The organism is Burkholderia sp. EMB26, assembly GCF_024730645.1.
Lineage (GTDB): Bacteria > Pseudomonadota > Gammaproteobacteria > Burkholderiales > Burkholderiaceae > Burkholderia > Burkholderia cenocepacia.
On the sequence record NZ_CP078070.1, the window covers coordinates 2,879,489 to 2,892,903 of the forward strand.

Here is a 13,415-nt window from a genome sequence, read left to right on the forward strand (position 1 = left end):
GCGCCGGCGCGGCGCGCTCACGCGTCGCCGCCCGCCTTGCGCACGATCAGCCGGTGCACGCGCTTGCCGGACGACGCACTGACCACCTCGTGTTCGTCGATCACATGCACGCCGGCGCCCAGCGCCGCATGCATCCGCGCCGAATCGAGCGGCGTATAGAGGCGGCCGCGCTCGTCGCGCAACATGCCGCTTCCGGCCACCCGCCAGCTCAGGTACAACGTGCCGCCCGGCATCAGCAGATCAGCCAGCCGCGCGGCAGCCGCCGCGGCGTCCGCCTGTTCGAGATGCATGACGACGGTTTCGCACAGCACGTTGCGAAACGCGCCGGACGGCACGCCGGCCAGCGCCGGCAGCGCGGCCAGTTCGAACGTCAGACCGCGATGGCGTCGCCGCGCCTCGTCGAGCAGCGCGGCGCTCGCGTCGTAGCCGCGCACGTCGAAGCCGCGCGACGCGAGCCAGGCCGTGTCGCGCCCCGCGCCACAGCCGACGTCGGCGGTCAGCCCCGGCGAGAAATGCTGTTCGAGCAGCGCATACATGTCGTCGGGCGCGGCCTGGTCGAGCCAGTCCTGCGCGTATTGCGCGGCATGCGCGTCGTAGGCATCGAGGGTCGGGCGATCCACCATGGCGATTGCTCCGCAAAGGCGTCGTATGACGCACTCCGCATCTTAGTCGTTGCGCACGGCCCGCGCCGCCGCGTGGTCGACGCCGGGAGCACCGCCAGCCTACGCGGCCGGCACATGGCCCGCATGCGGCGCCCGCGCGGCGAGGTCGGCCCACAGCGCATCGCCGCGCCACGCCGGACGCACCGCCGCACGTTCCGCGTCGTGGACGAGCGCGCACAGCCGCGCATTGACCGGCGCCGGCGCACCGAAGCGCCCGGCCAGCCGCACGATTTCGCCGTTGATCCACTCGACTTCCGTCGCGCGGTGCGCGGCGAGATCGTCGGACATCGACGACCGCGCCAGCGGATCGATCGCGAGCATGCGGCCGCCGACCACGCGAAACGCCGCATCCGGCAGGTCGAGCACGGCCGGGATCCACGCGGCCGGCAGCGGCGTCAACCGCGCGGGCCGGATCGCGGCCCGCGCCAGCCAGTGCAGCGCCTCGCGCTGGGCCAAGGCGACGCAGCGCCGGTACGTGCGTTGGGCAAGTTCGTCGCGCAGCGGCACATTCGCGAGCGCATTGACCGCGTTGTTCAGGTTGAGCAGGAGCTTCGCCCACTGCACGGCACGCATGTCGCGATGCAGCACGAGCGGCAGCCCGGCGCGCGCGAACGGGCCAATGAACGGCTGCAGCGCGGCCGACGCGTCGGTCGCCAATGTGCCGGCCGAACCCTGGTGAAACGCGCCGGGACCGCGCTCGATCACGTTGAACGGCACCATGCCGGCCAGCACCGTCGCTTGCGGGAGCGCGTCGCGCAGCACGTCTGCGTTGTGCAGGCCGTTCTGGAAGCTGATCACGATCGTGCCGGGCCGCAGCACGCCGGCCAGTTGCGCGGCGGCCTCGCGCGTGGCCGCCGACTTCACCGCGACGAATACGAGCCGTGCGTCGGCCGCGGCGGCCGGCTCGGTGGCGAATCCGACATCGGCCGGCGCAAGCGCGGCGCGATAACCGCGCCGATCGGTCAACGTGAGCCCGTGCAGCTGAATCGCGTCGCCGATCCGCGCGCGGCCGACGAGCGTCACGTGCGCGCCGGCCGCCGCGAGACGGCCGCCGAGATAGCAGCCGACCGCGCCCGCGCCAAACACGCAGACCGGCCCGGCCGGCGCATCAGACATGCGAATGCGCGCCGCCATGCACCGGGCCGGCGCGCCGCTCGACTTCGCGGCGCACGTCGGCGCGCAGCCCCGCGAAAAACGCGACCTCGGCGACGACGAACAGCGGCCCGACGACCAGGCCGACCAGATCGTCGACGAACGCGGGCTTGCGGCCTTCGAACCAGTGCCCGACGAACTGCACGATCCAGCCGACGACGAACGCGCCGATGCCGATCGCGAGCCATTGCGCGGTCGGCAGCGGCGCCAGCGACTGCGCGGCCCACAGGCCGAGCGCGAGCAGCACGGTCATCACGATCCCGAACCGCAGGTCGAGACGCAGGTAGAACAGCGCCGACACGACGGCGAGCAGCAGCGCCGGCGACAGCGCGATACCGGCCGGCATCCCGAGCGCCGGCCGCGACAGCAGCACCTCGACCGCGAACACGATCATCGGGATGCCGACCAGATGCGTCGCGATGTTGCGCGCGTCGCGATGGTAGGCCGCATACTGGGAAAGATGGTCTTCGAGGGTCTTCATGGTGTCTCCTGATCGGTCATCGAGCGCTATGATGCGCGTCACGCCCGAGAACCTCTGTCAGCTACCCGACATCGCGTGCCCATGCCTTCTTCGCTCGCCCCGTACCTGCCGCAGATCGAAGCGAACCCGTGGTTCGCCGGGCTGCCGCCCGCGCTGCGCGCCGACCTGATCGCCCGCGCGACGCTGCGCCGCCTGCCGTCCGGCCATGCGCTGTTCCGGCGCGGCGACCCGCCGTGCGGGCTGTACGCGGTACTGGCCGGTTCACTCACGATAGGCGCGGTCGATCCGCACGGCAAGGAAGCGCTGCTGACGGTGGCGGAGCCCGTCACGTGGTTCGGCGAGATCGCGTTGTTCGACGGCCAGCCGCGCACGCACGACGCCGTCGCGCTCGACGACACGCTGCTGCTGCACGTGCCGCAGGCTGCACTGCTCGCGATCCTCGATGCGACGCCGCAATACTGGCGGCAGTTCGCGCTGCTGATGGCGCAAAAGCTCCGCCTGAGCTTCCTGACGGTCGAGTCGATGAGCGTGATGCCGGCCGCGCAGCGGCTCGCCGCGCGGCTGTTGATGATCGCCGAGGGCTACGGCGGCATCAGCGCCGGGCGCACGCATATCCGGCTGTCGCAGGAAACGCTCGCGTCGATGCTGTCGCTGACGCGGCAGACCACCAACCAGTTGCTGAAGGCGCTGCAGGCCGACGGCGTCGTGCGGCTGCACGTCGGCGAGATCGAGCTCGTCGACATCGATGCGTTGCGGCGCGCGAGCGGGCTCGGCGACGGCCCGTACTGAACCCCGCACAACGGCCCCGACCGGCCGCTACGCGCTGCCCCGCGGCCGCCGAGTTGCGCTATCGTGGCGGCTCGTTCCGTCCGCCGCGCGCACCGCCTTGAACACGTCGCCCCTCCCCGCCCCCGCCCGTCATCCGTGGCCCGTCTTCATCGCGTTCCTGCGGCTCGGTCTCACGTCGTTCGGCGGGCCGGTCGCGCATCTCGGCTACTTTCGCGCGGAATTCGTCACGCGGCGCGGCTGGCTCACGGAGCGCACCTATGCCGATCTGGTCGGGCTGTGCCAGTTCCTGCCGGGGCCGGCGAGCAGCCAGGTCGGGATGGCGATCGGGCTCGCGCGCGCCGGCTACGCCGGCATGTTCGCCGCGTGGCTCGGTTTCACGCTGCCGTCGGCGCTGCTGATGATGCTGTTCGCGCTCGGCGTTCACGCGACGGGCGCACCGATCGAAGCCGGCGCGCTGCACGGGCTGCGCATCGTGTCGGTCGCGGTGATCGCGCAAGCCGTGTGGGGCATGGCGCGCACGCTGTGCCCGGATGCGCGGCGCGTCACGCTGATGGCCGCGGCCGCGTGCGTCGCGCTGCTCGCGCCGGCCGCGTGGACGCAGATCGCGGTGATCGTCGTGGCTGGCGCGGCCGGTCTCGTGCTGCTGCCGCAACCGGCGCGCGACGCGCACGAACCGTTGCCGCTGCACGTGTCGCCCCGCGCGGGCGTGCTGTGGCTTGCGCTGTTCGCGGCGCTGCTCGTCGCGCTGCCGTTCGCGGCCCGCGCGCTGCGCTCCGATACGCTCGCCGTCGTCGATGCGTTCTTCCGCACGGGCGCGCTCGTGTTCGGCGGCGGCCATGTGGTGCTGCCGCTGCTGCAGGCGGCCGTGGTCGCGCCCGGCTGGGTCGGCGATTCGGCTTTCCTGGCCGGGTATGGGGTCGCGCAGGCCGTGCCGGGGCCGCTGTTCACGTTCTCGGCGTTCCTCGGTGCGTCGCTGCGCGATGCGCCGAACGGCTGGCCCGGCGGCACGATCGCGCTCGCGGCGATCTTCGCGCCGTCGTTCCTGCTGATCGCCGGCACCGCGCCATTCTGGGAACGCCTGCGCCGCAGCGCGCACATGCAGGCCGCGCTCGCCGGCGTGAACGCGGCCGTCGTCGGGCTGCTGCTCGCCGCGCTCTATCACCCGGTCTGGACCGACACGATCGTCGCGCCGCGCGACCTGGCCGCCGCGCTGGTCGCGTTCGTCGCGCTGGTGTTCTGGCGCGTGCCGCCATGGGCCGTGGTGATCGCGAGCGCCACGTTCGGCTGGGTGCTGGGCATGGCCGGCTGATCCGGCCGATTCGACGCGTTCGGGGCGAGACAAAAAACAAAAAGCCCTCGAAACGAGGGCTTTTTTTCGATGCCGCGCGCCGTGGCGGCGCGCAGGCGGCGGACTTATGCGAAGTTCTTCGCTGCGAAGTCCCAGTTCACGATGTTCCAGAACGCCTCGACGAACTTCGGACGGGCGTTGCGGTAGTCGATGTAGTACGCGTGTTCCCACACGTCGATCGTCAGCAGTGCCTTGTCGGCGGTCGTCAGCGGCGTGGCGGCGTTGCTCGTCGACACGATGTCGAGCGAACCGTCGGCCTTCTTCACGAGCCATGCCCAGCCCGAACCGAACGTGCCGACCGCGGCCTTCGTGAACGCTTCCTTGAATGCGTCGTACGAACCCCACTTCGCGTTGATCGCGTCGCCCAGCGCGCCCGTCGGTGCGCCGCCGCCGTTCGGCGACAGGCTGTTCCAGAAGAACGTGTGGTTCCAGATTTGCGCGGCGTTGTTGAAGATGCCGCCCGACGACTTCTTCACGATCTCTTCCAGCGGCAGGTTTTCGAATTCCGTGCCCGGGATCAGATTGTTCAGGTTCGTCACATAAGCCTGATGGTGCTTGCCGTAGTGGTACTCGATCGTCTCTTTCGAGATGGTCGGCGCGAGTGCGTCTTCAGCGTACGGGAGCGGCGGGAGCGTATGAGCCATGGCGATTCCTTCGTTGAGTATGTAGGGAGGCTGTGTTGGATGCTGCCGAGCGTCCGATTGTAGGCGAGGACGAATAACCCCGCAAACTCACGGGCCATTTATCCGCGGTATGCGGAAAAGCGATGCTGGCGCAACGTCCGGCAGGACGAACCCGACGATGCGCAGCATCCGTGCCCGCCCGCGTCGCGTTCGTTGCGACGATCGCCGCGTGTCGCTCGCGCCGGTTACGTCAGATCGTATCGGTCAGCCGCGGCTGCACGTCGGCGAGCGACACGTCGGCCGAGCCTTCGGCGAGATGCACGGTCAGGCGCCGCTGCGGCTTCAGCGCGTTCGGCGCGCGCACCGCGCGGCCCGTCTGCGCATCGATCAGCGCCGCATAGCCGCGCTCGAGCGTGCGCTGCGGGCTCAGCACCTCGAGCCGCGCCGCACAGGCCGACACACGCGCCGTGTCGCGTTCGTGACGGCGCTGCAACGCACTGGCCAGACGTTGCGACAGCCCCGCGAGCGCATGGCGCGCCTGTGACGCATCGGGCCGCGCGCGCTGCCAGCGCAGTTGCGCGAGCGCGAAACGCGCGCGTGCATCGCGAACCGGCCGCGACGCCGCCGACGCCAGCCGCGCCGCGAGCTGCTCGACGTGCGTGCGTTGCCGCTGCAGCCGCTCGGCCGGGCTCACGAGCCGGCGTGCAAGCCAGTCGAGCTGCTGCGCGCGCTGTTCGAGCCGGCGCGCCATGCCGCGCGCGAGCGCACGCTGGCGCTCGTCGACCTCGCGCAGCAGCAGCGCGCGTTGCGGGCTCGCGAGTTCGGCCGCGCCGGTCGGCGTCGGCGCGCGCAGGTCGGCCGCGAAGTCCGCGATCGTGAAATCGGTTTCGTGGCCGACACCGCTGACGACCGGCAGCTCGCTCGCCGCGATCGCACGCGCCAGCGCTTCGTCGTTGAACGACCACAGATCCTCGATCGAGCCGCCGCCGCGACACACCAGCAGCACGTCGACCTCGCGCCGCGCATTCGCGGTCGCGACGGCCGCGACGAGCTTCTCGGCGGAACCGGCGCCCTGCACGGGGGCCGGATAGACGATCACCGGAATGTGCGGCGCGCGCCGGGCGAGCGTGGTGAGCACGTCGCGCAGCGCGGCGGCCTGCAGCGACGTGACGATGCCGATCGCGCGCGGGTGGGCCGGCAACGGCCGCTTGCGCTCGGGGGCGAACAGACCCTCGGCTTCGAGCTGCGCCTTCAGCCGCAGGAACGCTTCGTACAGGCGCCCCTGCCCGGTGCGTCGCACGGCTTCGACGTTGAGCTGCACTTCGCCGCGCGGCTCGTACATCGTGACGACCGCGCGCACTTCGATGCGGTCGCCTTCGCGCGGCGTGAATTCGGCGTATTGCGCGCGGCCGCGGAACATCACGCAGCGCATCTGCGCCTGCTGGTCCTTGATCGAGAAATACCAGTGGCCGCTCGCGGCGCGCGTGAAATTCGATACTTCGCCCGAAATCCACAGCAGCGGAAACGAGCGCTCGAGCATCGTCGAAATCGCGCGATTGAGCGCCGAAACGGGAATCACTTCGTCGCCGCCGCGCGTGGCGCCGGGCGCGGAAAAAGGAGAGTCGGAAAGCATGGACGGTCGGATGAATGCTGGCGGCGTCACGATAGTCCGACACGCGTGCGGCGTCCAGCGCCGCCGCATTCGCCGCCACGCGCGGAAAGTGTCCACACTCTGGCATTCGTCCGCGTAAAACGCGCGGAAACCGCTAAAAAAACCAGACAATTCTTCGTAACACCTTGATTTTTATAGTTTTTTAAACCTTTCAAAATAATTCACATCCGATTCGATGCCCGCCGGGCGGGCGTTTGAGGCAATCGACCGGGGAGTTTTTCACAGAGTTATCCACAGGGCGCCACGATCCGGCCCCGGGCGCTGCGGCGGCCGGTCGCGCTTGCCGCGCCGGCGTGCGGCGCGCTAGAGTGCCGCCTTCCACGGACCCTGCGGCATGCGCCGCCCAACGGAGAATCCGCCTTGACGAATCCGTCCCTCGCCGCGGCGCACGACGCGCCGCGCCCGGCCCGATGAGCGCGCCCGGCGGCCCGCTCGCGCGACTCGAAGCGCGCCTGACACGCGAATGGCAGCGCCGCGGCGCGCTCGCGTGGGCGCTCACGCCGTTCGCCTGCGTGTTCGGCCTGTGCGCGGCGCTGCGGCGCACCGCTTACGCGCAAGGCTGGAAGCAGCCGGTCGACGTCGGCGTGCCGGTCGTCGTGGTCGGCAACGTGACCGTCGGCGGCACCGGCAAGACGCCGACCGTGATCGCGCTCGTCGACGCGCTGCGCGCGGCCGGCTTCACGCCCGGCGTCGTGTCGCGCGGCTATGGCGCGAACGTGAAGGCGCCGACCGCCGTCACGCCGGCGTCGCGCGCGGGCGCGGCCGGCGACGAACCGCTGCTGATCGCGCGCCGCACCGGCGCGCCCGTGTGGGTGTGCCCCGATCGCGTCGCGGCCGCGCAGGCGCTGCGAGCCGCGCATCCGGACGTCGACGTGATCGTCAGCGACGACGGCCTGCAGCACTACCGCCTCGCGCGCACCGTCGAGCTCGTCGTATTCGACCACCGGCTCGGCGGCAACGGTTTCCTGCTGCCGGCCGGCCCGCTGCGCGAGCCGCTGTCGCGGCACCGCGACGCGACGCTCGTCAACGACCCGTACAGTAGCGCGCTGCCGCCCTGGCCCGACACCTACGCGCTCGCGCTGACGCCGGGCGCCGCGTGGCACCTCGACCAGCCCACGCTGCGCCGCCCGCTGTCGCAGTTCGCGAACGAACGCGTGCTCGCCGCAGCCGGCATCGGCGCGCCGGAGCGCTTCTTCGCGACGCTGCGCGCGGCCGGTCTCGCGCCGGCGACCCGCGCGCTGCCGGACCATTACGCGTTCGCGGACAATCCGTTCGTCGACGATGCCGTCGATGCGATCCTGATCACCGAGAAGGATGCAGTAAAATTGGGCGCTTCCTGGCGCGACGCCCGACTGTGGGTGGTCCCCGTCGAAGCCGCGCTCGACCCTCGCCTCATTGCCCTCGTTGTGGAGAAACTCCGTGGACGCTCGCCTGCTTGAAATCATTGTGTGCCCTATCTGCAAAGGCCCGCTCCACTACGACCGTGCCGCGCAGGAGCTGATCTGCAACGCGGACAAGCTCGCCTACCCGATCCGCGACGGCATCCCCGTGATGCTGGTCGACGAAGCGCGCCAGACCGTCGAAGGCACGCCGGTCGACCCGGCCGGCCGCTGAACCGCCGCGCCGCTCGTCCGGCGCACCGAATCGACACAGGCGGCCCGGCCCCGGCCGGGTCGCCGCACTTCGCCGGGCGACCGGCTTCCGGCGTCGCCCGCCCCGTCCTTCTCAACGCTCCCCGATGACTCACCCGCAACCCTTCATCGCCGTCATTCCCGCCCGGCTCGCGTCGACGCGGCTCCCGAACAAGCCGCTCGCCGATCTCGGCGGCAAGCCGATGGTCGTGCGTGTCGCCGAGCGCGCGCGCGAAGCGGGCGCGCAACAGGTGCTCGTCGCATCCGACGCGCAGAGCGTGCTCGACGCGGCGCGCGATCACGGCTTCGAGGCGGTGCTCACGCGCGCCGATCATCCGTCCGGCACCGACCGGCTCGCGGAAGTCGCGGCGGCCTTCGGCTGGCGCGACGACACCGTGGTCGTCAACGTGCAGGGCGACGAGCCGCTGATCGACCCCGTGCTCGTGCGCGACGTAGCGTCGCACCTCGCCGCGCATCCGGCGTGCGCGATCGCGACCGCGGCCCATCCGATCCACGACGCGGCCGACGTGTTCAACCCGAACGTCGTGAAGGTCGCGCTCGACGCGCAGAGCGTCGCGCTGTACTTCTCGCGCGCGCCGATTCCGTGGAGCCGCGATGCATACCAGCCGCACTGGCCCGACGTCGCGGCCATGCCGGCGCCGGCCTTCCCGGTCTACCGGCACATCGGCCTCTATGCGTATCGCGCGCGTTTCCTGCGCACCTATCCGTCGCTCGCGCAGGCGCCGATCGAACAGGCCGAGCAGCTCGAACAGCTGCGCGCGCTGTGGCACGGCGAGCGCATCGCGGTGCTGATCACCGAATCCGCGCCCGAAGCCGGTATCGACACGCCGGCCGATCTCGCGCGCGTGCAGGCCCTTTTTCAGCCGGGTTCAAAATAACCCGTGGCATAATCAGGCGATTGTGCGAGCCGTCCGCGACCAGCGCGTCCTCGCTTGACCCCGCCCGTGGCCCTGCCGGCAGCCGCGCGTCGCCCAAGCCGACGCGCCGCATCAGACCGGTCCGCCGCGCGCCGGGCAAGCCCCGCGCCCGCCGTCGCCGACGCCTTTGTGTCTCGCCACACGAATCTACATACTTGGAGATATCACCATGCGTTTGATCCTGTTGGGCGCGCCCGGCGCGGGAAAGGGCACCCAGGCAAACTTCATCAAGGAAAAATTCGGCATCCCGCAAATCTCGACGGGCGACATGCTGCGCGCGGCCGTGAAGGCCGGCACGCCGCTCGGCGTCGAGGCGAAGGGCTACATGGATGCCGGCAAGCTCGTGCCGGACGCGCTGATCATCGGCCTCGTCAAGGAGCGCCTGAAGGAATCCGACTGCGCGAACGGCTATCTGTTCGACGGTTTCCCGCGCACGATCGCGCAGGCTGACGCGATGAAGGAAGCCGGCGTCGCGATCGACTACGTGCTCGAGATCGACGTCCCGTTCTCGGAAATCATCGAGCGCATGAGCGGCCGTCGCACGCACCCGGCATCGGGCCGTACGTACCACGTCAAGTTCAACCCGCCGAAGGTCGAAGGTCACGACGACGTGACGGGCGAACCGCTGATCCAGCGCGACGACGACAAGGAAGAAACTGTCAAAAAGCGTCTCGAAGTATACGAAGCGCAGACCAAGCCGCTGATCACGTACTACGGCGACTGGGCGCAGCGTGGCGAGGAAAACGGTCTGAAGGCGCCGCAGTATCGCAAGATCTCGGGCCTCGGCACCGTCGACGAAATCCGCGAGCGCGCGTTCGACGCACTGAAGTAAGCAGCGCGTCGCGCACCCGCGAGCCGCCCGTTCCGGGCGGCTTTTTTTTGCCTGCCGCGATTGGCACGATCGCGCGCGTGTCGCCGCCGCCCGGCGGCGCCCCGTACAATCGGTCGAACGCGTGGGTCGTGCGAGCGGCGCACCGGAGTTTCAGCCGATCGCTCGGGGCCGGCACGCGCACGCGCAAGAAAAAACGCCCGCGATGCGGGCGTTTTTTTCGTGTGCCGGTGGACGTGCGCCGATGGCTCGGCTCACTCCTCGCCGTCGCGCTGCATCCGTTGCCGCAGTTCGCTCACCTGCGATTCGACGACGGTCGCATCGTCCGCATCCGGTCGCTCGCCGAGATACTGCTCGAGATCCTCGAGCGCGGGGCGCAGGTAGTCGAGCCGCGCATACGCGAAGCCGCGGTCGCGCACTTCGTCGAGCTGCTCGGGCAGCAGGATCACGAGCCGCTGCTGCACCGCGAGCAGCCGCTGCCAGCGTTCCGTCTGCAGATAGATCGTCTTCAGGTTGCGCAGCATCCGCGCGATGATCTCGCGGCTCGTCGCCGGCTGCAGCAACGCGCGCAACGCGCTGTCGACCGCGCCGGCCGCACGCGCGACGTACGGCTCGAGCATCTCGACCATCTCGGCTTCGGACAGCGAATGGCCGTTGGTCGGATCGATGATCAGGTCACCGTCCGGCAGCGTCACGCGCAGCAGGAAATGGCCGGGGAACGATACGCCGCGCGCCGGCACGCCGATCTGCTCGGCGAGTTCCAGGTACAGCACCGACAGCGAGATCGGGATCCCGCGCCGCCGTTTCAGCACGGCGTTCAGGTGGCTGTTATCGGGGTCGTAGTAATCGTTGTGATTGCACGCGAAGCCGAGCTCGCGGAAGAAGAAGTCGTTCAGCGCGGCGACGCGGCCCTTCAGGTCCGTATCGTCGGCGAGCCGCCGGCGCAGCCGCGCCGCCAGCATGTCGAGTTCGGCCAGCGTGCCCTGCAGGTCGAGGTCGGGATACGCGTCCTGCGCCAGCGACAGCGCGGCTTCCGTGACGGGCAGACTGTCGTCGTCCGCCACGAGCGTGCTGAAGTAGTCGAGGACGCGGGTCATTGCGGTCGTCACTTGGCGCGCCTTCTGAAGTAAGCGTATTTGAAGCCCATCACCCACAACATACCGAAATATAGTGCAGCAAACAGCACGAGGCACGCGGCCATCAACGCAATGCGATCGAGCGGCTGCGCGCGCATCCCGGTCCAGTCGAAATTGATCGCGCACCAGTGCATCAGGCCCGCGAGCACGAGCGCCGCGCCGACGAGCTGCACGAAAAAGCGCAGCCAGCCCGGCGACGGCTGGTAGATGCCGCGCTTGCGCAACCCGAGGAACAGCAGCAGCGAATTCAGGCACGCACCGACGCCGATGCTCAGCGTGAGCCCCGCGTGGCCGATCAGCGGCACGAACACGTAGTTCGAGAGCTGCGTGACGATCAGCACGCCGATCGCGATCTTCACCGGCGTCTTGATGTCCTGCTTCGCATAGAAGCCCGGCGCGAGGATCTTGATCAGGATGATGCCGACGAGGCCGATTCCGTACGTCGCGAGCGCGCGCGCGACCATCGTGACGGTATGCGCGTCGAACTTGCCGTAGTTGAACAGCGTCGCGGTGAGCGGCGTCGCGAAGAAGAACAGCGCGAGCGCGCTCGGCGCCGCGAGCAGGAACGTGACGCGCAGCCCCCAGTCGAGCAGCGCCGAATATTCGTGCGAGTCGGCGTCGACGTGCGCCTTCGACAGGCTCGGCAGCAGGATCGTGCCGAGCGCGACGCCGAGCAGCGCCGTCGGGAACTCCATCAGGCGGTCGGCGTAATTGATCCACGACACCGCGCCCTGCCCGAGCCGCGACGCGATGTTGGTGTTGATGATCAGCGACAGTTGCGCGACGGACACCGCGAACGTCGCCGGCACCATCTTCGCGAGCACGCGCTTCACGCCCGGATGACGCAGCGCGCGCAGCGGATTCAGGCCGATCAGCGGCACCATGTCGACCTTCTTCAGGCCCGGCAGTTGCACGAGAAACTGCAGCACGCCGCCGACGATGACGGCCCACGCGAGCGCGTAGACCGGCACCTTCAGGTGCGGCGCGACGAACACGGCCGCGGCGATGAACGCGACGTTGAGCAGCACCGGCGCGAACGCGGGCAGCGAGAAGCTCTTGTACGTGTTCAGCACGCCCGACGCGAGCGTGGTCAGCGAAATGAACACGATGTACGGGAACATGATCCGCGTCATCGTGACCGCGAGCGGGAACGCCTGGCCGTCGCTGTGCAGGCCGGACGCGACCGCGAACACGACCCACGACGCGCCGGCGATCCCGACGACCGACAGCACGGCCAGCGCCCACGCGAGCACGGTGGACATCGCGTCGACGAGCGCCTTCGTCGCATCGTGCCCCTGCTGGTTCTTGAACTCGGCGAGGATCGGCACGAACGCCTGCGAGAACGCGCCTTCGGCAGACAGGCGGCGCAGCAGGTTCGGAATGCGGAAGGCGACGTAGAACGCGTCGGTGTATTGACTGGCGCCGAACGCACGGGCGATCAGCGTCTCGCGGGCCAGTCCGGTCACGCGCGACAGCAGCGTGAAGCCGCTGACCGTCAGCAGGGCTCGGAATAGATTCATGGGGCGCTTATTATACGGACGTTGCGCGACCCGGCCACCGGCCGATACCGAAAAGCGCGGCCGCCGCCGGCGCCCCGCCCGGCGGGCGTTAAGTCGAACTTGCCACTCGCTTGATTTTGTTGCTATAATCGCCGGTTTCTGGGCTCGTACATGCACGGCAACTGCCGTTTTCATGTCCCGGCCTCGGTTAAAATCACCGTTTTTTTATGCGCCCCTGGGCAATCGTTCTCAGGGGACGGATCGAAAAGCAGCGCTTGGCCGTCAGGCTCCAAGCTCTGGAAACAGGACAGGATAAGGAACCGTCATGGCTAACTCCGCACAAGCACGCAAGCGCGCCCGCCAGGCCGCGAAGGCAAACTCGCACAACTCGGCGCTGCGCTCGAAATTCCGTACCGCGATCAAGTCGGTTCGCAAGGCTGTTGAAGCCGGCGACCAGGCAAAGGCTGCCGAGCTGTTCAAGGCTGCCGTGAAGACGATCGACACGATCGCCGACAAGAAGATCGTTCACAAGAACAAGGCCGCTCGCAGCAAGAGCCGCCTGGCCGCAGCCGTCAAGGGTCTGCAGGCAGCAGCGTAAATCCGGTGCGCCCGCTCGCGCGGGCGTTCCTGTTTCCTGCGATCACGAAAAAGCCCG

The 13,415-nt window shown here is 69.4% G+C and carries 14 protein-coding genes; 7 read left to right on the forward strand and 7 right to left on the reverse strand.

Translation table 11 applies throughout. From position 1 onward, the window contains the following. Positions 1 to 17: 17 nt before the first annotated feature. The 3 genes from KU887_RS13575 to KU887_RS13585 form a co-directional block, all read right to left on the reverse strand. Positions 18 to 623 carry a bifunctional 2-polyprenyl-6-hydroxyphenol methylase/3-demethylubiquinol 3-O-methyltransferase UbiG gene (locus KU887_RS13575; protein WP_006496464.1) on the reverse strand — a complete coding sequence of 202 codons (606 nt, stop codon included), beginning with the start codon at positions 621 to 623 and terminating at the stop codon, positions 18 to 20. Positions 624 to 722: 99 nt separating this feature from the next. Next, positions 723 to 1,778: a 2-dehydropantoate 2-reductase gene (locus KU887_RS13580; protein ID WP_048988985.1), complete on the reverse strand. Its 1,056-nt coding sequence runs from the start codon at positions 1,776 to 1,778 to the stop codon at positions 723 to 725. After that, complete coding sequence (locus KU887_RS13585) at positions 1,771 to 2,295, reverse strand: DUF962 domain-containing protein (RefSeq protein WP_058901754.1); 525 nt, start codon at positions 2,293 to 2,295, stop codon at positions 1,771 to 1,773. The genes KU887_RS13580 and KU887_RS13585 overlap by 8 nt, the downstream gene beginning before the upstream one ends. 81 nt (positions 2,296 to 2,376) lie before the next feature. Between KU887_RS13585 and KU887_RS13590 the strand changes: the two genes are divergently transcribed. Together KU887_RS13590 and chrA are read left to right on the forward strand one after the other, a co-directional pair. Continuing rightward, the gene (locus KU887_RS13590; protein ID WP_006491070.1) at positions 2,377 to 3,084 is read left to right on the forward strand and encodes a Crp/Fnr family transcriptional regulator; all 708 of its coding nucleotides are present in this window, start codon (positions 2,377 to 2,379) and stop codon (positions 3,082 to 3,084) included. 97 nt (positions 3,085 to 3,181) lie between these two features. Further along, complete coding sequence (gene chrA, locus KU887_RS13595; protein ID WP_258250423.1) at positions 3,182 to 4,393, forward strand: chromate efflux transporter; 1,212 nt, start codon at positions 3,182 to 3,184, stop codon at positions 4,391 to 4,393. A 104-nt stretch (positions 4,394 to 4,497) separates the two neighbouring features. Here the strand turns inward: chrA and sodB are convergent, their stop codons facing one another. Then, the gene (sodB, locus tag KU887_RS13600) at positions 4,498 to 5,076 is read right to left on the reverse strand and encodes a superoxide dismutase [Fe] (RefSeq protein ID WP_006489396.1); all 579 of its coding nucleotides are present in this window, start codon (positions 5,074 to 5,076) and stop codon (positions 4,498 to 4,500) included. A 229-nt stretch (positions 5,077 to 5,305) separates the two neighbouring features. Continuing rightward, a complete protein-coding gene (gene xseA, locus KU887_RS13605) occupies positions 5,306 to 6,688 on the reverse strand; it encodes an exodeoxyribonuclease VII large subunit (protein ID WP_006496469.1) in 1,383 nt (460 codons plus the stop codon). A 449-nt stretch (positions 6,689 to 7,137) separates the two neighbouring features. On the opposite strand from xseA, the gene lpxK reads away from it, so the two are divergent. The 4 genes from lpxK to adk all read left to right on the forward strand — a co-directional run bounded on the left by lpxK (position 7,138) and on the right by adk (position 10,128). Next, positions 7,138 to 8,166 carry a tetraacyldisaccharide 4'-kinase gene (gene lpxK, locus KU887_RS13610; protein WP_006496470.1) on the forward strand — a complete coding sequence of 343 codons (1,029 nt, stop codon included), beginning with the start codon at positions 7,138 to 7,140 and terminating at the stop codon, positions 8,164 to 8,166. After that, positions 8,147 to 8,341 (forward strand): Trm112 family protein, encoded by a 195-nt coding sequence (locus KU887_RS13615; RefSeq protein ID WP_006482216.1) that lies wholly within the window; start codon positions 8,147 to 8,149, stop codon positions 8,339 to 8,341. Before lpxK ends, KU887_RS13615 begins: the two co-directional genes overlap by 20 nt. 124 nt (positions 8,342 to 8,465) lie before the next feature. Then, the gene (gene kdsB / locus KU887_RS13620) at positions 8,466 to 9,257 is read left to right on the forward strand and encodes a 3-deoxy-manno-octulosonate cytidylyltransferase (RefSeq protein ID WP_006482208.1); all 792 of its coding nucleotides are present in this window, start codon (positions 8,466 to 8,468) and stop codon (positions 9,255 to 9,257) included. A 208-nt stretch (positions 9,258 to 9,465) separates the two neighbouring features. Next, on the forward strand, positions 9,466 to 10,128 hold the full coding sequence (gene adk, locus KU887_RS13625; protein WP_006482212.1) for an adenylate kinase: 663 nt from the start codon (positions 9,466 to 9,468) through the stop codon (positions 10,126 to 10,128). Positions 10,129 to 10,379: 251 nt separating this feature from the next. Here the strand turns inward: adk and KU887_RS13630 are convergent, their stop codons facing one another. Both KU887_RS13630 and murJ read right to left on the reverse strand, forming a co-directional pair. After that, the gene (locus KU887_RS13630; RefSeq protein WP_060210756.1) at positions 10,380 to 11,222 is read right to left on the reverse strand and encodes a SirB1 family protein; all 843 of its coding nucleotides are present in this window, start codon (positions 11,220 to 11,222) and stop codon (positions 10,380 to 10,382) included. An 8-nt stretch (positions 11,223 to 11,230) separates the two neighbouring features. After that, positions 11,231 to 12,781: a murein biosynthesis integral membrane protein MurJ gene (gene murJ / locus KU887_RS13635; RefSeq protein ID WP_006482209.1), complete on the reverse strand. Its 1,551-nt coding sequence runs from the start codon at positions 12,779 to 12,781 to the stop codon at positions 11,231 to 11,233. A gap of 304 nt (positions 12,782 to 13,085) precedes the next feature. Here murJ and rpsT point away from each other — a divergent pair, with 304 nt between their 5' ends. Further along, complete coding sequence (rpsT, locus tag KU887_RS13640) at positions 13,086 to 13,358, forward strand: 30S ribosomal protein S20 (RefSeq protein WP_006482211.1); 273 nt, start codon at positions 13,086 to 13,088, stop codon at positions 13,356 to 13,358. Positions 13,359 to 13,415 lie beyond the last annotated feature (57 nt).